Annotated in this window: 16 protein-coding genes; 5 read left to right on the top strand and 11 right to left on the bottom strand. The window is 69.2% G+C overall.

Annotated features, from left to right (window positions below; translation table 11 throughout):
* Positions 1 to 129 precede the first annotated feature (129 nt).
* Positions 130 to 1,209 carry a phosphoribosylformylglycinamidine cyclo-ligase gene (gene purM, locus ABZ319_RS09290; protein WP_354985848.1) on the bottom strand — a complete coding sequence of 360 codons (1,080 nt, stop codon included), beginning with the start codon at positions 1,207 to 1,209 and terminating at the stop codon, positions 130 to 132.
* A 265-nt stretch (positions 1,210 to 1,474) separates the two neighbouring features.
* Complete coding sequence (purF, locus tag ABZ319_RS09295; RefSeq protein ID WP_354985849.1) at positions 1,475 to 3,040, bottom strand: amidophosphoribosyltransferase; 1,566 nt, start codon at positions 3,038 to 3,040, stop codon at positions 1,475 to 1,477.
* A 113-nt stretch (positions 3,041 to 3,153) separates the two neighbouring features.
* Here purF and ABZ319_RS09300 point away from each other — a divergent pair, with 113 nt between their 5' ends.
* Positions 3,154 to 4,491 (top strand): DUF3533 domain-containing protein, encoded by a 1,338-nt coding sequence (locus ABZ319_RS09300; RefSeq protein WP_354985850.1) that lies wholly within the window; start codon positions 3,154 to 3,156, stop codon positions 4,489 to 4,491.
* Between the two features lie 239 nt (positions 4,492 to 4,730).
* Here the strand turns inward: ABZ319_RS09300 and ABZ319_RS09305 are convergent, their stop codons facing one another.
* The 3 genes from ABZ319_RS09305 to ABZ319_RS09315 form a co-directional block, all read right to left on the bottom strand.
* Positions 4,731 to 5,117 carry a sterol carrier family protein gene (locus ABZ319_RS09305; RefSeq protein ID WP_354985851.1) on the bottom strand — a complete coding sequence of 129 codons (387 nt, stop codon included), beginning with the start codon at positions 5,115 to 5,117 and terminating at the stop codon, positions 4,731 to 4,733.
* Positions 5,118 to 5,319: 202 nt separating this feature from the next.
* The gene (locus ABZ319_RS09310) at positions 5,320 to 5,994 is read right to left on the bottom strand and encodes a CPBP family intramembrane glutamic endopeptidase (RefSeq protein WP_354985852.1); all 675 of its coding nucleotides are present in this window, start codon (positions 5,992 to 5,994) and stop codon (positions 5,320 to 5,322) included.
* 228 nt (positions 5,995 to 6,222) lie between these two features.
* On the bottom strand, positions 6,223 to 7,992 hold the full coding sequence (locus tag ABZ319_RS09315) for an alpha/beta hydrolase (RefSeq protein WP_354985853.1): 1,770 nt from the start codon (positions 7,990 to 7,992) through the stop codon (positions 6,223 to 6,225).
* Between the two features lie 199 nt (positions 7,993 to 8,191).
* On the opposite strand from ABZ319_RS09315, the gene ABZ319_RS09320 reads away from it, so the two are divergent.
* Entirely contained in the window at positions 8,192 to 8,443 is a 252-nt protein-coding gene (locus tag ABZ319_RS09320; protein WP_354985854.1) for a YiaA/YiaB family inner membrane protein, read from the top strand.
* A 467-nt stretch (positions 8,444 to 8,910) separates the two neighbouring features.
* Here ABZ319_RS09320 and purL read toward each other — a convergent pair whose 3' ends face one another.
* Entirely contained in the window at positions 8,911 to 11,205 is a 2,295-nt protein-coding gene (purL, locus tag ABZ319_RS09325; RefSeq protein ID WP_354985855.1) for a phosphoribosylformylglycinamidine synthase subunit PurL, read from the bottom strand.
* Positions 11,206 to 11,410: 205 nt separating this feature from the next.
* Here purL and ABZ319_RS09330 point away from each other — a divergent pair, with 205 nt between their 5' ends.
* Positions 11,411 to 12,763, top strand: coding sequence for a glycosyltransferase 87 family protein (locus ABZ319_RS09330; RefSeq protein ID WP_354985856.1), 1,353 nt, complete (start codon positions 11,411 to 11,413; stop codon positions 12,761 to 12,763).
* A gap of 116 nt (positions 12,764 to 12,879) precedes the next feature.
* Here the strand turns inward: ABZ319_RS09330 and ABZ319_RS09335 are convergent, their stop codons facing one another.
* Together ABZ319_RS09335 and ABZ319_RS09340 are read right to left on the bottom strand one after the other, a co-directional pair.
* Positions 12,880 to 14,199: a M18 family aminopeptidase gene (locus ABZ319_RS09335; RefSeq protein WP_354985857.1), complete on the bottom strand. Its 1,320-nt coding sequence runs from the start codon at positions 14,197 to 14,199 to the stop codon at positions 12,880 to 12,882.
* A 118-nt stretch (positions 14,200 to 14,317) separates the two neighbouring features.
* Positions 14,318 to 14,755, bottom strand: coding sequence for a MarR family transcriptional regulator (locus tag ABZ319_RS09340; RefSeq protein WP_354985858.1), 438 nt, complete (start codon positions 14,753 to 14,755; stop codon positions 14,318 to 14,320).
* A gap of 44 nt (positions 14,756 to 14,799) precedes the next feature.
* Between ABZ319_RS09340 and ABZ319_RS09345 the strand changes: the two genes are divergently transcribed.
* Positions 14,800 to 15,891 (top strand): substrate-binding domain-containing protein, encoded by a 1,092-nt coding sequence (locus ABZ319_RS09345; protein ID WP_354985859.1) that lies wholly within the window; start codon positions 14,800 to 14,802, stop codon positions 15,889 to 15,891.
* A gap of 208 nt (positions 15,892 to 16,099) precedes the next feature.
* On the opposite strand, the gene purQ is transcribed toward ABZ319_RS09345, so the two are convergent.
* Positions 16,100 to 16,777: a phosphoribosylformylglycinamidine synthase subunit PurQ gene (purQ, locus tag ABZ319_RS09350; protein ID WP_354985860.1), complete on the bottom strand. Its 678-nt coding sequence runs from the start codon at positions 16,775 to 16,777 to the stop codon at positions 16,100 to 16,102.
* The gene (gene purS, locus ABZ319_RS09355; protein ID WP_354985861.1) at positions 16,774 to 17,007 is read right to left on the bottom strand and encodes a phosphoribosylformylglycinamidine synthase subunit PurS; all 234 of its coding nucleotides are present in this window, start codon (positions 17,005 to 17,007) and stop codon (positions 16,774 to 16,776) included. Before purS ends, purQ begins: the two co-directional genes overlap by 4 nt.
* Before the next feature lie 265 nt (positions 17,008 to 17,272).
* On the opposite strand from purS, the gene ABZ319_RS09360 reads away from it, so the two are divergent.
* Positions 17,273 to 17,917 carry an MBL fold metallo-hydrolase gene (locus ABZ319_RS09360; protein WP_354985862.1) on the top strand — a complete coding sequence of 215 codons (645 nt, stop codon included), beginning with the start codon at positions 17,273 to 17,275 and terminating at the stop codon, positions 17,915 to 17,917.
* A gap of 108 nt (positions 17,918 to 18,025) precedes the next feature.
* Here the strand turns inward: ABZ319_RS09360 and ABZ319_RS09365 are convergent, their stop codons facing one another.
* Positions 18,026 to 18,412, bottom strand: a complete 387-nt coding sequence (locus ABZ319_RS09365) for a hypothetical protein (protein ID WP_354985863.1) — start codon at positions 18,410 to 18,412, stop codon at positions 18,026 to 18,028.
* Positions 18,413 to 18,465: the final 53 nt, after the last annotated feature.

Raw genomic sequence — 18,465 nt, forward strand, 5'->3', positions numbered from 1 at the left:
ACTGATCTCGCAAGGATCGGGGTAACTCCAGGGGTACGGGCTAATTGGCCCCGCACCCAACCGCCGGCGGCCGACGCGACTGTCCCACCGCCTGAGTCAGGCTCGAATTCGCGGAGAGGCGGGGGGCTCTCAGAAGCGCGGGTGCTCGCCCAGCAGGACGGCGCGGACGGCGTCGGCGTCCTTGGCCTTCTTCACCGTGCCGAGGGTCCAGCAGTCGATGTGGCGGGCCGTCAGGACGGCCAGGGCGCGGTCGGCGTCCTCGGGGGCCACGATCGCGACCATGCCGATGCCCATGTTGAAGGTCTTCTCCATCTCGGCGCGCTCGACGCGGCCGCGCTGGGCGATGAGCTTGAAGACCGGGGCCGGGTTCCAGGTGCCGCGGTCGAGCTCGGCGACCATGCCGGGCGGGAGCACGCGGGCCAGGTTCTGGGCCAGGCCACCGCCGGTGACGTGCGAGAAGGTGCGCACGTCGGTCTCGGCGATCAGGGCCAGGCAGTCCTTGGCGTAGATCTTGGTCGGCTCGAGCAGTTCCTCGCCGAGGGTGCGGCCGAATTCCTCGACGTGCCCGGCCAGGGACATGCGGTCGATGTCGAGCAGCACCTTGCGGGCCAGGCTGTAGCCGTTGGAGTGCAGGCCCGAGGAGCCCATGGCGATGACGACGTCGCCCGCGCGGACGCGGTCGGGGCCGAGCACGGCGTCGGCTTCCACCACGCCGACGCCGGTGCCGGAGATGTCGTAGTCGTCGGCGCCCATGAGGCCCGGGTGTTCGGCGGTCTCGCCGCCGAGCAGCGCGCAGCCTGCCTGGATGCAGCCCTCGGCGATGCCGGAGACGATCTGCGCCACGCGCTCGGGCACGACCTTGCCGACGGCGATGTAGTCCTGCAGGAACAGCGGCTCCGCGCCACACACCACCAGATCGTCGACCACCATGGCGACCAGGTCGAGCCCGACGGTGTCGTGCTTGTCCATGGCCTGCGCGATGGCGATCTTGGTGCCGACGCCGTCCGTGGAGGCGGCCAGCAGCGGCTCCTTGTAGCCACCCTTGAGTGCGAACAGTCCGGCGAATCCGCCGAGTCCACCCTGTACCTCGGGCCGGCTGGCCTTCTTGGCCAGCGGTGCGAACAGTTCTACTGCGCGGTCGCCGGCTTCGATGTCCACTCCGGCCGCCGCGTAGGAAGCACCGGCGCCACTGGGTGTCTGTTCAGTCATTGTCGGGGAGAGCTCCAAGCCGAATCGGGGTGGATAGATGCCTGATCACAGTACCGCCTCCCCGATTACTTCAGCGCACGGCCTTGGAGCCGTCGACCCTTCCAGCACGCGTAGTTGCGATAGCAACCGCATCCATTTTGGGCGTGCCCCACGAGTTACCGCGACCGGAACCAAATCAGCCATCGCCTCGTCGAACGGGGCCGCACAGAGTATTCGTGCCCGCCCGCGGTATCCGCGGGCGGGCACGAGGTGGCTTCATGCGAATTTACGGGCGGCTCAGGGCGCTCGCGTTTGCGTTGTCCGCCAAGAGTTCCGACTCCTTCGCGCCGCCGAGGACGCTTTCCAGGACGTTCTTGCCGATCGCGGACTCGGCGGGGAGCTCGATCGGGTACTGGCCGTCGAAACAGGCGCAGCACAGGCGCGAGCGGGGCTGTTCGGTGGCGGCGACCATCTCGTCGATGGAGATGTAGCCGAGGCTGTCGGCGCCGATCGAGCGGCGCACGCCCTCGACCATGTCATCGACGCTGGTGCCCGCGATGCCACCGGTGCCCGCGCCGTTGGCGATCAGCTCCGCGCGCGAGGCGAAGTCGATGCCGTAGAAGCAGGGCCACTTGACCGGCGGCGAGGCGATCCGCACGTGGATCTCCAGGGCGCCCGCCTCCCGCAGCATGCGGATCAGCGCGCGCTGGGTGTTGCCGCGCACGATCGAGTCGTCCACCACGATGAGCCGCTTGCCGCGGATGACCTCGCGCAGCGGGTTCAGCTTGAGCCGGATGCCGAGCTGGCGGATGGTCTGGCTGGGCTGGATGAAGGTGCGGCCCACGTAGGCGTTCTTCATCAGGCCCTGCCCGTACGGCACGCCCGAGCCCTGGGCGTAGCCGACCGCGGCCGGGGTGCCCGACTCGGGGACGGGGATGACGAGGTCGGCCTCGACGGGGTGTTCCAGGGCGAGGCGGCGGCCGATGTCGACGCGGGTCGAATGCACCGAGCGGCCGGAGATGGTGCTGTCCGGGCGAGCCAGGTACACGAATTCGAAGACGCAGCCCTTGGGCGTCGGGTTGGCGAAGCGCGAGGAGCGCACACCGTCGGCGTCGATCGCCAGGAGTTCACCCGGTTCGATCTCGCGGACGAAGGAGGCGCCGACGATGTCGAGGGCTGCGGTCTCGCTGGCGACCACCCAGCCACGGTCCAGGCGGCCGAGGCACAGCGGGCGGACACCGTGCGGATCACGCGCGGCGTAGAGGGTGTGCTCGTCCATGAAGGCGAGGCAGAACGCGCCCTTCACGGTCGGCAGCAGCTCCATGGCCGCCTGTTCGATGCTCTTGTCGGCGGCGGCGTGCGCGAGCAGCGCCGTCATCACGTCGGAGTCCGAGGTGGCGGCGATCGGACCGGCCAGCCGTCCGCTGATGAGGCCGAGTTCGCGTGCGCGAGTGGCCAATTCGGCGGTGTTCACGAGATTTCCGTTGTGCCCCAAGGCAAGTCCGGTACCGACCGCGGTGGTGCGGAAGATCGGCTGGGCGTTCTCCCAGCTGGTGGACCCGGTGGTGGAGTAGCGGCAATGGCCAACGGCCACATGGCCGGGCATCGCCGCGAGGGTCTGTTCGTCGAAGACCTGGCTCACCAGGCCCAGATCCTTGAAGACCAGGATCTGGGAGCCGTCGGAAACAGCGATGCCCGCCGCCTCCTGGCCCCGATGCTGAAGTGCGTAGAGTCCGTAGTACGTGAGCTTGGCCACATCCTCGCCCGGAGCCCAGACACCGAAAACACCGCATTCTTCGCGAGGTTCGTTCTCGGGCTGATCGGGGGTGGTGGCTTCGGGGGGCTGGGTCACCGTTTGCTCCCTGTTAGGCGGGCGGGGGGCAGGACCCATCCTACGGGTAACCATCGCGCAACCCACCGCTGGGATAACGGGAACGAGACCGCGAATGCTGTTAGCGTTCGACGGTGGCGAGCACGGAGAATTCGGCATCGAGTCCCAAGGCCCGGCATCTCACCCCGATTCGGTGGGCATTGCCGATCGTGGTGGTCACCCTGCTGGCCTCACTGCTGGGCGTGATGTACCTCGATTACATCGTCGATCCGGAGAAGAATCTCCACGACTTCCCGATCGCCCTGGTGAATCAGGACGACGGGGACGATCTGGGGACGCCGGAGAAGCCGCAGAAGGTGAACTTCGGCGATCAGGTCGCCAAGGGCCTGCAGGACGCGGTGCCCTCGGACAAGATCGATCTTCGAGTGCTCGGCATCAACGAGGCGCAGCTGCAGATGCAGTCGGCGCAGGTGTACGGGACCATCATCATTCCGAGCGACTTCTCCAAGCGGCTCGGCATTCTCGGGGTGGGCAGTGTGGTGCCCGGCGAGATCTCCAAACCCGTCATCACCTTGCAAACCAACCCGCGCACCGGCGCTTTCGCGACCGCCATCACCCAGAAGTTCGGTGAGCAGGCGCTGTCGCAGGTGCAGGAGCAGGTGGGTAAGCAGCTCACCGAGCAGGTCAAGGCCAAGCTCGCGCCGGCGCCGGGCGGTCCGCCCGCGCCGGAGCTCACCGCGGCCACGACGCTGGTGCTTGCCGAACCGCTCGATATCGTCGTGGACCAGTTCCGGCCGCTGCCCGGCGGTTCCGGCGAGGGCCTGACGGCGTTCTTCTACAGCCTGCTGTTGCTGCTGATCGGCATGGTCGGCGCGATGATCATCCATCAGCTCATCGATTCCGCGCTCGGGTTCCTGCCCACCGAGTGGGGTCCCTGGTACGTGCACTACCCGAAGGCGCCGATCTCCCGCGTGCGCACGCTGCTGCTGAAATGGGCCGCGGTGGTGACCATGGCGGTATTGGTCTCGGCGGCGCTGATGGCGATCGCCGAGGGCCTGGGCATGCCGATCGACAAACCGCTGCTGCTGTTCATCTACGGGGCGTTCGTGATCACGGCGGTCGGGGTGACGTGCACCTCGACGCTCGCGGCGGTGGGCACGGCGGGCCTGATCATCAACCTGATCATCTTCATCATCCTGGGCCTGCCGTCCTCGGGCGGAACGGTGCCGATCGAGGCGACGCCCAAGTACTTCGGGTGGCTGGCCAATTTCGAGCCCATGCACCAGGTGTTCCTGGGCACCCGCTCGATCCTGTATTTCGAGGGCAACGCGCAGGCCGGGCTGGCGCGCGGGTTCTGGATGTCGGCGCTCGGTCTCGCGATCGGACTGGTGTTCGGTCTGGTAATCACCGCCTACTACGACCGCAAAGGCTTGGAGCGCAAGCCCTCCGCCGAGGCCGCGACCCCGGCCTGATCGACCCGCCGGGTCGCGCGCGAGGGCTCCCGGCCCGCCGGGTTCGCACGCAGGGGCTCCCGACTCGCCGGGTTCACGCACAAGGGCTCCCCACTCGATCGTGGTCACCTGCGCGCAGGAGCTTCCGATTCCCCGGGACTTGCGGTCCGATCGCGGCGACCCGGGCAGCTCCGGGAAGGGCGGCGGCGGCATGGGCGGCACGATCTCGGCCCAGGTCCGGGCACCGGTGCGCGCCCGGCTCAGAGCGGGGCGATGGGCAGCCAGCGGGCGATGTCGCCGGCCCGGCTGCCGGATGCGGTGAGCGCGCCGGAGTCGAGTGCGTCGTCGAATGCCAGCAGTCCGGTGGCGAGCAGAAGCCAAGTGCGAGCATCGGTTTCGACGACATTGGGTGGCGTCCCCCGGGTGTGCCGCAGCCCTTCGATGCACTGCACCGCCACGTACGGCGGCACCCGCACCTCGACCGAGCCCCCGGGTGCGTCCGCCGCGAGAGCCCGCGCGGTACCCCGGACGGCGGCGCCCAGCTCTTTGCGTCCGGGCGCGGCCGCGGTCTCGTCCCGCAGCCACTCCCCCACCGCTTCGACGGCGGCCCTGACCTCCGCCGGATCGACCTTCCCTCGTGCTGCCACGGTCCAGAGGCTACCGGCGCGGCCCGACAGGGCGGCCGCGTAGCGCCCGTGCGACGCGTTCGGCCGGTTCCATCGCGCATCGGCAGCGCCGCGCGCCCGGCGGGACGCACAAGGCAACGCCACGTCACCGCGGCCGACGACACGGCGCGGTGGCGAAGGTCGCGGCGTGCGCACCAGCCCGGCGGTCGTGGCCGGAGCGCGCTCAGGGCAGTAGAGCGTCCTCGCCGGAGCGCGTGGTGTCCGCGTCCGGTGGTGGCTCGACCGGGGTCGAGTCCGAGTGCACCGGCGGGGTGAGCAGCCGCGCCACGATCGGCAGCGCCGCGCCTCCGGCGTTGATCGCGGTGTGCAGCAGCGCGGGCGCGAGCGCGCTGCCGGTCCGCTCGTAGAGGTGGTCCAGGACGACCCCGGCCAGGGCGGTGACGCCGACGGTCCCGGCCACCGGGTCGCCCGCCGACCGTGCGGGCCGAACGTGGACGAGCCCGAAAGTCAGTGCCCCCAGCCATTTTCCGGGCCGGCCCAGCCGCTCGCGCAACAGCGGCGTCAGGGTAGCGCGAAAGACGAGTTCCTCCGCGTAGACGGTCCCGATCGGGATGTGCACGGCGGTCCATTCGGCGGCGGAGACGTCCGGCCCGCGATCAGCCAGCTCGGCCAGGTGCCGCCGCACTCGCGGAACGGCAAGTGCCGCAACGTAACCGCTCACGACCACGCCCGCCGCGACCGCCCCCACGCCGAGTCCGCGCCGGGACACCCACCGCGGCCGCCCGCCCAGCGCGAGCGCGTACGCGGTGGCGAACACCGCGTTGGCGGTGGTCCGCCCGCGCACGTTCAACTCGAGCGCGGGCAGCAAGGCGTTGCTCCACACCACCGGAAGCCCCACGGCCGCAGCAAGTCTCACCCCGGCCGCCGGCGTCGAAGCCGGTTCGTCCCGGCCATTGCCCGACCGGGGAATCGCCCCACCCGTCCGCGCCGTCACCCCGCGCTCGCCCGGACCTCGCCGGTCCACCCGCTGTCGTGCGCGGTCGTCGAGGCGAGCGGCTCGACCCCGGACAGGCCGTGCGGCGACCGTCCGCGGCCCGGTCGGGCCGCACCGGCGCGGCGGGGCACCTTATTTCACCGTTCGTTCGAACATCTCCGCCAATTCGATTTGGGTGCGGATCTTTTCGCCGAGTTCGGGGGTCCAGTCGGGTGGGGCGGCGATCGACACCCAGCCGTCCAGGACCAGGGAGCCGTAGCGGTGGCCGTGGCCGTCGCTGACGCCCTGGGCATTGGTGAGGTCGGCGGCGACCTGCCAGAAGGTGACGAAGGGCCACCAGCGCATCTGGGACGAGACGTCGGAGCCGCGCGGTTCGGAGAGCCAATCCGGTTGCGACGTCAGGAGATCGGTGGACCACCAGACGATCGGGTCGGACGGGTGCATGAGGTAGGCGATGCGGGGGCGGCGCCAATCGTCCGAGGGTTGAGCGAGGTCGTCGGCGTCGGCGGCGAAGCGCACCACCAGCCCGTCGGCGTAGATCGGCTGCACCTCGCGGGTGCCCGGGTCGCGGCGCGAAATGAACTGCTCCCACAGGCGATTGGAGTTCGGCGGGCCGACCCAGAGCGCGCCGTCGACCTTGGAGCGCAGGTCGGCGAGCCCGGTGAAGGCCGCCTCGGACCCCTGCGAGCCCAGGCTCTCGCCGTAAACGAGCAGCTTGGGCCGCGACTCCGGCGGGCGCGCGGACCAGCGCTCGTACACCGCGTCGAACATCTTCTTCCCGGCGACCGCCACCTTCTCGCGGTCCGCGAGGAAGGACAGCACGCTGGGCAGGTACGAGTACTGCGAGGCGAGAATCGCGGTGTCGCCGTTGTACATGTACTCGAGCGCGGCCGCGCTCATGGTGTTGACCCACCCGGTGCCGGTGGTGGTGACGATGACCAGGACCTTGCGGTCGAAGGCCCCGGTGCGCTCGAGTTCGGCGACCGCCAGCTGTTCCTCGGTGACCTCCGGGGTCGCGGACTGCAGGCCGACGTACACCCGAATCGGCTGGCGCGCGGGCTTTCCGGTGGCGGCGGTGATCAACATGGGGTCGGGTCCGTGCGAGACGAACCAGCGTCCCTCCGAGCCCAGGGTCTCCCATTTGGCGAGCGATTCCGGGCTGCCCGAGCGTTCGGGCAGCGTGGGCTGCACCGCGAACGGCGTCATTTTGTCGTTGCGCGCGCTGAAGGCGGAGTTGGCGACGCTGAAGAAGGCGCGGGTGGCGACGCCGTTGAACAGGGTCACGATGAGGACCGTGAGCAGCAGCGCCCCGGTGGCGGGCGCGAGCCCGGCCGGGATCCGGACCCAGCGGCTGAGCTGGCGGCCGAGGTAGCGCACGAGTTCGCGCAGCGTGCGATAGACCGCCACCACGAGCGCCCCGACCGCGAAACTCAGTGCGCCGGTGCGCAGATAGGCCGCGCGCGTGGTGCCTTCCATCCCCATCAGGCTGGTGATCTCGCGCTGCCAGTCGGCGGAGAGCACGAGCATGTAGGCGGCGACGAGCGCGCAGGTGAGCACGATCGCGACCTTGACCGCGTAGCGCACCCACTCCGGCGGTCCGGCGAACTTCAGCCGCGGCCGGATCCACAGGAAGAACAGCCACTGCAGCACGCAGCCGACGCCGTAGCCGAGTGCGGCGTTGATGCCGGAGATGAGGCCCTGGAACAGCCAGTCGCGCGGCACCAGCGACGGCGTGACCGACCACGCGAAGAACAGCGTCGCCACCACGAGCCCCGTGTGATTGAGGTCGATGATCTCCTCGACCCGCCGGGCCGCGACCGCGACCCGCCGTCCCCAACCGTGCCTGACCAGCGCCGCGCCCCTGATGCGCAGCCGTCTCAAGGCACGAGCGGAGTCCAGCACCCGTCAAGTATGGCCGCAGCCCGCCCGAATCCGGGGACTTGCGCGTGTGAGAGCCACCATCGCGGCAACCCGCCGGGTATCGCCCGCGCGGCCCCGCGCCGGGATATCCACAGCTATCCCCAGCCGTTGCATCTACCCATCGGCACTCGAGTAGTTGTACGGGGTTCGCGGGCGGCGGCGCACAGCAGACTCGATTCCCATGAGCACCAACGGCCCACAGACCAAGAGCACCATGGCATTTCTGGCCCAGGCCGCCATCGCCTTCGTCGTCAGCTTCACCGCCACCATCATCGGGATCGTGAAGCTGCCTCTGGACATCTGGCAGCGCGGGTTCCTCGCGATGACGGCCCTGTTCCTGGTGAGCAGCACGTTCACCCTGGCGAAGGTCATTCGCGACATGCACGAGGCCCAGCGGCGCGCCGGAGAGAACGGCCTCCCATGGTCCAGCTGACCCAGCAGCTCCAGATGATGCCCCCGGTGTTCCAGTTCATCGGCCCGCTGGTCCAGGCGCGCCCGTTCGCCGGCCCCCTGCGCCATCGATGGACACGCCGCAGCGGCTCCGCCTCACCGAATACCTAGCGCACTGCTGGGGAGCCGTCATCGCCGGGCACGCGTGGTGCGGTTGAGAGCGGGGGGCGATTTCGGGAGTGCCCCGGAGTAACCCCGGCCGGAACCAAATCGGTTGTCGCGCTGGCGAACGGATCCGCCTCCCCGAATACGCAGCGCACAACTGGGGAGCCGTCGCCGGCCGGGCACGCGTGGTGCGTTGAGCGGGGCGCGATTTCGGGAGTGCCCCCGGAGTAACCCCGGCCGGAACCAAATCGGTTGTTGCGCTGGAGAACGGGACCACCCCGCTCTACCCGGTTGTTCGAGGGGTCCGGGTCGGGCGGGGTGGTTTCCGTTATGTCAGTGCGGTTTTCAGTGTTCGAAGGCGCCGAACAGGGCAGGGAGGGTTCCTTCGAAGGTGGTGCGGAGCTCGGTCAGGGGCACGCTGAACTGGCCCTGGACCTCGACCGAATCCGAGCCCTGGTCGACCACGCCGATGCGCACCCACGGGAGTTCGCGGGCGTCGAGCATCTGGGTGAAGCGGATCTCCTCCGAGCGCGGGACGGCGACGAGCACCCGGCCGGCCGACTCGGAGAACAGGGTGACGAACGGGTCGGCGCCCTCGGGAAGGATGAGGCGGCAACCGGTTTCGCCGGCCAGCGCGGCTTCCACGACGGTCTGGATGAGCCCGCCCTCGGACACGTCGTGCGCGGCGCTGATCATGCCGTCGCGCGAACCGGCGGTGAGGATCTCGGCGAGCAGCTGCTCGCGCGGGAAGTCGACCTTCGGGGGCACGCCGCCGAGGTGATCGTGCACGACCTGCGACCAGATGGAGCCGTCCAGCTCGTCGTGGGTCTCGCCGAGCAGGATCAGGGTCTCGCCCGGCTCGAGGCCCAGGCCGGTCGGAATGCGGCGGTGCACGTCGTCGATGACGCCGAGCACGGCCACGACCGGGGTCGGCAGGATGGCGTCCTGGCCGGTCTGGTTGTAGAAGGACACGTTGCCGCCGGTGACCGGAATGCCCAGGGCCACACAGCCGTCCGCGAGACCGCGCACGGCCTGCTGGAACTGCCACATGACGCCCGGATCCTCGGGGGAGCCGAAGTTCAGGCAGTTGCTGACGGCCTTGGGAGTGGCGCCGGTGGTGGCGACGTTGCGGAACGCCTCGGCCAGTGCGAGCTGCGCGCCGGTGTAGGGGTCCAGCTTGGTGTAGCGGCCCGAGGCGTCGGTCGCGAGCGCGATGCCGCGGCCGGTCTCCTCGTCGACGCGGATGACGCCGGCGTCGGCGTTCTCGGCGAGCACGGTGTTGCCGCGGACGTAGCGGTCGTACTGCTCGGTGATCCACTTGCGCGAGCACAGCTGCGGGCTGGCGAGCATCTGCAGCAGGGTGGCGCGCAGTTCGTCGCCGGTCTGCGGCCGGTTCAGCGCCTTGGTGGAGTCGGCGACGAGGGCGTCCTGGTAGTCCGGGCGCTGCACGGGGCGCTCGTAGACCGGGCCGTGGTGGGCGACGGTGCGCGGCGGCACGTCGACGACGACCTCACCGCGCCAGGTGATTTCGAGATGCTCGCCGTCGGTGACCTCGCCGATCACGCTGGCGTTGGTCTCCCACTTCTTGCAGATGGCCATGAACCGCTCGACGTTCTCGGGCGCGACCACGGCGCACATGCGCTCCTGGGATTCGCTCGAAAGGATCTCGGCGGCGGACATGTTGGCGGCGCGCAACGGGACCTGATCGAGGTCGATGCGCATGCCGCCGGAGCCGGCGGCCGCGAGTTCGGAAGTGGCGCAGGAGAGCCCGGCGCCGCCGAGGTCCTGGATGCCGACGACGACGCCGGAGTGGTACAGCTCGAGACAGCACTCGATGAGCACCTTCTCGGTGAAGGGGTCGCCGACCTGCACGCTCGGGAGCTTCTTACGTCCGGAACCGGATTCGTCGCCGGAGAAGGTGTCCGAGGCGAGCACGGACACGCCGCCGATGCCGTCGAGACCGGTGCGCGCGCCGAACAGAATGATCTTGTTGCCCTCACCGGAGGCGAAGGCGAGCTTGAGGTCCTCGACCCGCATGACGCCCGCGCACAGCGCGTTGACGAGCGGGTTGCCCTGGTAGGAGGCGTCGAACACGGTCTCGCCGCCGACATTCGGCAGGCCGAGCGAGTTGCCGTAGCCGCCGACACCGCGCACCACGCCGTCGACCACGCGCCGGGTGTCCGGGTGATCGGCCGCGCCGAAGCGCAGCTGGTCCATGACCGCGATCGGGCGCGCGCCCATGGCCATGATGTCGCGGACGATGCCGCCGACGCCGGTGGCCGCGCCCTGGTAGGGCTCCACGTAGGACGGGTGGTTGTGCGATTCCACCTTGAAGGTGACCGCCCAGCCGTCGCCGATGTCCACCACACCCGCGTTCTCGCCGATGCCGGCGAGCATGGCGGACTTCATCTCCTCGGTGGTGGTCTCACCGAAGTAGCGCAGGTGCACCTTGGAGGACTTGTACGAGCAGTGCTCGCTCCACATGACCGAGTACATCGCCAGCTCGGCATCCGTCGGCCGGCGGCCGAGGATTTCCTTGATGCGGGCGTACTCGTCGTCCTTGAGGCCGAGTTCCTTGTAGGGCTGCGGGAGGTCCGGGGTGGCCGCGGCGTTGCTGACGGTATCGACGTGGCTGGTCACGGGAATACCAGAGTCCTTTCGGCCGGGCAGGTGAGAACCGAGAGCCGGCATGCTGGATATCGGCGAGATACGCAGGTGAGTCTAGTTGCCGTCTATTTCCTGCCCGCGCCCACCTGCTGATGTGTCCGCGAGCACAGTGGGCCCGGTTCCGGTCGTGGTCGAGCCGCGCACCCGGGGCGGCGGGCGCACCCATTACTCTTGGCCCGTGAGCGATCGATCCGGGCTCGCGGATCCGGCGAAGCCCGTGACCGCGCCAGAAGGTAGGACGCGGCTGACGCGGCAGCAGGTGGTCCTGCTGGTGATCGCGGCGGTCATGTTCGCGGTGTCGGTGAAGGTCGCGAGCGAAAAGGCTTGGCACGGTTACATCGATCTGCAGGTCTACCGCAACGGCGGCCGGGCCCTGCTGGACGGCAAGGACCTCTACGGGCAGATGCCGGAGGTGTTCGGCATCGGATTGCCCTTCACCTATCCCCCGCCCGCCGCGTTCTTCTTCGCCCCGCTGGCCCTGATGTCGCTCGATGTCGCCGAGTGGGTGGTGCTGATCTCCTCCATCCTGGCGCTGGCGCTCACGCTCTGGGTGGTGCTGCAGCGACTGCGGCCGAACATGACCGCCGCGACCCGGCTGGCCGTGGTCATCGGCGCGACGGCGCTGGCGCAGGGGCTGGAGCCGGTCTGGCAGACCTACGGTTTCGGTCAGATCAACCTCATCCTGATGGCCGCCATCACGCTGGACTGCCTGGTGCGCAAGCCTTTCTGGCCGCGCGGCATGCTGATCGGCATCGCGGTGTCGGTGAAGCTGACCCCGGCGGCGTACCTGCTCTACTTCCTGGTGCAGCAGGATTGGGGCCCGGCGCTGGCCAAGGCGCGCGCGGTGGGCCCGCTGCTGTCGCCGCAGGGATTGTGGGCGCGACTGCGCACGGTCCCGGTGCCCGCGTACACCATGGTGGCCTCGGTGTTCGGCGCGATCGCGGTGGGATTCGCGGTGGTGCCCCATGATTCGGTGACGTACTGGTTCACCACCCTGTTCGACACCTCGCGCATCGGGCAGCCCGAATTCGCGGGCAATCAGTCGCTCAAGGGTTTCGCCTTCCGGCTGGGAGTATCCGACGGGATCGCCAACATCGTCTGGCTCTCGCTGTCGGTGCTGACCGTGGTGCTGGCGATCATCCTCATGCGCCGGTTGTTCAGCGTCGGCGCGAACGCGGCCGCCCTCATGGTGAACGCCGGTATGGTGCTGCTGATTTCGCCGGTGTCGTGGTCGCATCACTGGGTGTGGGCCGCCCCCGCGCTGCTGATCGCCGCCAACGCGATTCTGCGCGGGCGGCGCGATCCGCTGTTCCTGCTGGCATTCGTGCTCGCGATCGTCGCGTTCACGGTGCAGCCGCAGTGGCTGCTGCCCTTCGACCACGGGATCGAGCTGACCTGGTCGTGGTGGGAGCAGATCCTGGGCAGCAGCTATGTACTGCTGACGCTGGCGATCTTCGTGGTGGCGGCGGTGCGGTACCGGCCGGTCCCCCGGGCCGCGGAGCCGGAGCCCGCCGTGACCGCGGCGGCCTGAGAGCCGGCCGGGTCCCCGCATCCACACGCCACTGCGGCCCACCTCGAATCGAGGTGGGCCGCAGTCCGTTCACTCCGCCCGCGCGAGGCATTCCGTGTGGTCCGCCCGGGATCGGGCTACTTCTGTGCTTCCGGCGTGAGGAACGCCGCGAGCGCGGCCGCGTAGGCGGGCACGTCGGCCGCGCCCATCATTTCGCGGGCGGAGTGCATGGCCAGCTGGGCCGCGCCCACGTCCACGGTCGGCATGCCGGTGCGCGCTGCCGTCATGGGACCGATCGTGGAGCCGCAGGGCAGATCGGCGCGGTGCACGTAGCGCTGCAGCGGCACGTCGGCCTGGGCGCAGGCCAGCGCGAACGCGCCCGCGCCCTCGGCGTCGGTGGCGTAGCGCAGATTCTGATTGACCTTGAGCACCGGCCCGCCGTTCACCTCGATGCGGTGCATGGGTTCGTGCCGATCCGGATAGTTCGGGTGGGTCGCGTGCGCCATGTCGCCGGAAGCGCAGACCGATCCGGCGATGGCGGCCAGGTATTCCGCGCGCCCGCCGCCGCGGGTGAGCACGATGCGTTCGAGCACCGTGGGCAGCAGCCCGGATTGCGCGCCGCGATCGGATTGGCTGCCGACCTCCTCGTGGTCGAACATGGCCAGCACCGGCACCGACGCGCCGGGCTGATCCACCGCGGCCAGGAACGCGCGCAGCCCGGCGTAGCAGGTGCCCTGATTGTCCAGGCGCGGCGCGCTGACCAGATCCAGATCCCGGCCGATGAGCTTGGACGGCACCAGATCGTGGGTCATGAGTTCCCAGCCCAGCACCGCGCTCGCGTCGATGCCGGAGCGTTCGGCGATGAAGGCCAGGAACGAGCGGGGTTCGCCGCCGATGCCCCACACCGCGTTCACGTGCCGCTGCGGGTCCAGGGTGACTCCGCGCCGGTCCTCGGACAGGTGGATGGCCAGCTGCGGCACCCGCATGATGGGCTCGTCGATGCGAATCAGCCTCTCGCGCACCGTGTTTCCGTCGCGAATGGAGAGCCGGCCGGAAATGCCGAGATCGCGGTCGAGCCAGGAATTGAGCCAGGCCCCGCCGTACGGTTCGAGTCCGACCATCTGCCAGCCCGCGACCGCGGTGTCGGGATGCTGTTTGACGCGCAGGTTGGGGCTGTCGGTGTGGGCGCCGACGACGCGGAAGGGCGTGGCCTGTCCGCTGCGGAATCCGCTGGGCGCGCCCGATCCGCCGTCGGCCCAGGCGACCAGGGAGCCACTGCGCACCACATAGAAACGGCCCGAACTGCTGGAGGGCCAGGGCGCCGATTCCGAGAGCTGGGTGAAGCCGTGATCATCGAGTTCTGCGGCGACGGTGCGGCACACATGAAACGGCGACGGGGAGGCGTCGATGAATTCGCACAGTCCGGCGGCGGTCGCGGTGGTCTCGGCAACGGGCATGCCTGCGATCCTAAGCATTATCGGTTCAGTTTCCGCCCACGGACGGGGTATCGACACGCCCGCACGGTGTGGCGAACGGATTCGGCTGTGAATTACCGGATTTCGCGAACCGTTTTCGCTAGAGCGGTTGCGAGACCTCGGCGACCCGCTCCAGCAGGCGCACCAGCTCGAGGTAGTCCTCACCACCCAGGTGCCGGCGCAGCGCGCCCTCGGCGTGCTCCTCCTCCACGCGCACCTCTTCCACCAGTTCGACCCCGCGCCGGCTCAGGCCGATCAGAATGCGGCGGCGGTCATCGGCGGCGGCGACGCGGAAGATGAGCCCGCGCTCGGCCAGATGATCGGCGTGCCGGGTGGCCGAGGACGGCGGAAGTTGCGTGCGGGCGGCCAGTTCGCTCATGGTGATGCCGGAGTCACTGGAGAGGTTGGTCAGCATGCACCATTGATCGGCGGTGAGCCGCCTGGCACACAGTGCGGCGTCGAGGTGACGAAGCCAACTGCGCTCCGCTGCACGCAGCGTGCCGTGCAGTGTGGAAATGCCACCTAGAATTGTCGCCATAATTCCCGCCCGTCAAATTCACTGAACGAGGGGAAGGGTATCCGATGACCTCGTTCTGCGGGAGCCCCGAGAACTGTATCGAGATCCTGAACATAGTGCCGCAGCAGGGACCCGGAGGTATCTTCGCGCCCTCGTGCGAGGCCGCCATTTCCCTGGCGGTGCAAGAAATCAACAGTGGGGCAGGAATTCTCGGCCGGGAATTGCGCGCCACGCACATCGACGGCGGCCGCGAACCGCAGGAAGTGGCGCGCGAGGTTTCCGCACTGCTGGCCACCGGAATGGTGCACGCGGTGACGGGCTGGCACACCTCGGCGGTGCGCACGGCGGTGGCCAGGGTGACCGCCGGGCGCGTGCCGTACCTGTTCGCCACCGATCACGAGGGCACGGACCGCGATCCACCGCCGGGGCTGTTCATGGTCGGCTCCGATCCGGGCCGGCAGATCCTGCCCGCGCTGCGCTGGTTGCGGCGCGAACTCGGCGCGCGGCGCTGGGCGATCATCGGCAACGACTACGTGTGGCCGCGGCGCACGGCCGACGCGGTACGCGCCGAGCTGGGCGAGCGCGGAGCGGCGGCGCTCGAGCGCACGGTGCCGCTGGAGATGTTCGTGCCGTTGGGCACCCGCGATTTCGAGGACTTCCTGACCGATCCGGTGCTGGATCGAGTGGACGGTGTCATCGTGCTGCTGGTCGGAGCGGATGTGGCGCGCTTCAACCGGCAATTCGCGCGCACCGGGCGCGATCTGCGACTGTTGCGGGTGAGTCCCGCGGTGGACGACAACGTGCTGCTCGCGGGCGGACGGCACGCCAACCGGAACCTCTACGTTCCGTCCAGTTTCTTCGTCAACGGGCCGGGCGGGCGCGAGCGCCTGGCAGGGTACCGGCGACTGCACGGGGAGTTCGCGCCCGCGCTCACCAACTTCAGCAACACCGAGTACGAGGCGATTCGCACCCTGGCCGCCATGGTGACCGCGGCCGGTTCCCTGGACGTGCGGCGACTGCACGCGGCCGTCGAGGGGGCGGTGCTCGAAACCCCTTCGGGGCGTATTGGTTTCGACGGTAATCAAGTGGTGCTGCCGGGGTATATCGCACGCGCCGAAGGCGTGCGCTTCGAGATTCTCGACCGAATCTGCGCCTGAACCGTTCGGTATTGCGGGATTCGGAGAACAGCGTTCGGGAATGGTGCTTCGGCGCGCAATGCCGTTCCCGAGAAACTATGTCCGAATTATCCGTTTAACCCCGAAAACGGTGTCTGTACAAAAAGACCCGTCGTGTTGCACCTGGACGGCGAAGAGCCCGTATCGCCGGGCGATACGGGCTCTCCGAAGTTTTGTGCCGCGCGGTGGATTACGCCTTGACGAGCGCGTCCAGCACCGAGAGGAACATGCCCAGACCGTCATCGGACGGACCGGTCAGCGCCTCGGTGGAATGCTCGGGGTGCGGCATGAGCCCCACGATGCGACCGTTGGCCGAGCTGATGCCCGCGATGCCGCGCTGCGAACCGTTCGGATTGTCGCTGGAGTAGCGGAACACGACGCGGCCTTCACCCTCGAGTTCGTCGAGCACGGCGGCGGACGCCTGGTAGCGGCCCTCACCGGACTTGAGCGGAATCAGGATCTGCGCGCCCGGCTCGTAGCGGGAAGTCCACGCGGTGTCCGCGGATTCCACGGTCAGCCATTCATCGCGGCAGATGAAGTGCAGGCCCTCGTTGCGGGTCAGCACGCCCGGCAGCAGGCCGGCCTCGCACAGGATCTGGAAACCGTTGCAGATGCCGAGCACCGGCAGGCCCTGTCCGGCGGCCTTGATGACCTCTTCCATGACCGGCGCGAACCGGGCGATGGCGCCGGTGCGCAGGTAGTCGCCGTAGGAGAAGCCGCCGGGCACGATGACCGCGTCGACGCCCTTCAGATCGGCGTCGCCGTGCCAGAGGCTGACGGCCTCGGCCCCGGCGAGCTTGGCCGCGCGAGCGGCGTCCACATCGTCCAGGGTGCCCGGGAAGGTGATGACACCGATGCGAGCGGTCACAGCCGGACGACCTTCCAGTCCTCGATGACGGTGTTGGCGAGCAGCGATTCGGCGATCTGCTCGAGCTCGCTGTCGCTCACATCGTCAGCCACATCGAGTTCGAATCGCTTGCCCTGCCGCACTTCCGAGATTCCCGGGTGTCCCAGGCGCCCCAGCGCGCCGACAATCGCCTGACCCTGCGGATCCAGGATCTCGGCCTTCGGCATCACCTCGACCACGACACGTGCCACGCGTTGCTCCTCAGCTGGTGGGGCGGGCCCGGAGCGCAGTGCTGAGCACCGGGCGACCGAGCGGGGGTTTCGCTGACCAGGGTAGTTGGCGGGGGCTGGGCACTCACCGCCGGGTGGACCGCACGTGGCGCGCGCCACAGCGGGCGGGAGGCGCGCATCTCGGCGGGCGCGGGGGCGGGTTCCGATGCTGGTGCACCCGGGGTGGTGTGCGGAAGGGATCGCGTCGCATGGCGCAGGCCGTCCCGGGCGGACTACCGTTCCATCCATGCACATTGCCCATTTCGGACACTCTTGCATTCTGGTGGAGCTGAACGGCGCGAAGATCCTGTTCGACCCCGGCAATCTCTCGCACGGGTTCGAAGGCATCACCGGGCTGGACGCCATTGCGATCACGCATCAGCATCCCGATCACATCGACCCGGCCCGGATCGAGGCGCTGATCGACGCCAATCCCCAGGCGCGCCTGCTCTCGGATCCGCAGACCGCGCAGCAGCGCGGGGAGCCGTGGGAGGCGGTGCACGCGGGGAACGTCCTGAAGGTCGGCGAGGTACAGGTCACCGGCGGCGGTGGACGGCACGCGGTGATCCACCCGGAGATCCCGGTCATCGACAACACGGTGTTCCAACTGGGCACCCCCGACGATCCCGCGCAGCTGGTGCATCCCGGCGATTCGCTCTGGGTGCCCCCGGTGCCGGTGGGCGTGCTGGCTATCCCGGCGGCCGCCCCGTGGATGCGGATCAGCGAGGCGGTGGACTACCTGCGCGCGGTGAATCCCCGGACGGCCTTCCCGATCCACTACGGAATCATCGAACCGGCGGCACAGGGCATCTACATGGGCCGCCTCAGCGAAATGGGCCCCGCCGGAACGGAATTCAAACTGATCGAGCCGGAGGACCAGACCGAGTTCTAGAACCGCCTACCGGTGAAGGTTTTGCCTGCCGAGCCGATTCGGTGACTGTCAAGCTCGGCGGGTGAGAGTCACACCGAGTGCAGCGACGCGGAAGCCCCGGCCGGCCAACTAACCGCCGCTCCCCCACCGCTCGGCCCGCACATCCGGCCGCACCCGCCCCGCATCCACCAGCGCCCAATAGGCAGCCCGCTTGCGCGCACAGCCCCGCATCTGACATTCGCGGTGCAGGCGCATGACGTCATGCGCCTGCGCGGCGGTCAGTACGCCCTCCGGCGCGGAGTGCGACCACGCCGAGAGCCACATATTCGCCTGCCCGCCAACACGATCGGCGCTCGACTCGGCCGCCAGCCGCCGCCCGATCTCGGCAACGGTGATCGAGCCGAACCCGGCGTAATGCGCTGCCGCACAATCATCCCCACCCATGAACAGATATCCACAGGCGATCAGGACCGCCGCGAACACCGCAACCAATCCGACAAACACGAAGCTGTTCACAATTCCCCCTCTGCCATTCCAGCTGCCCGCCGCAATCGGGGAACGAGCCGATC

Source organism: Nocardia sp. NPDC005978 (assembly GCF_040614455.1).
In the GTDB taxonomy this organism is placed as follows: domain Bacteria; phylum Actinomycetota; class Actinomycetes; order Mycobacteriales; family Mycobacteriaceae; genus Nocardia.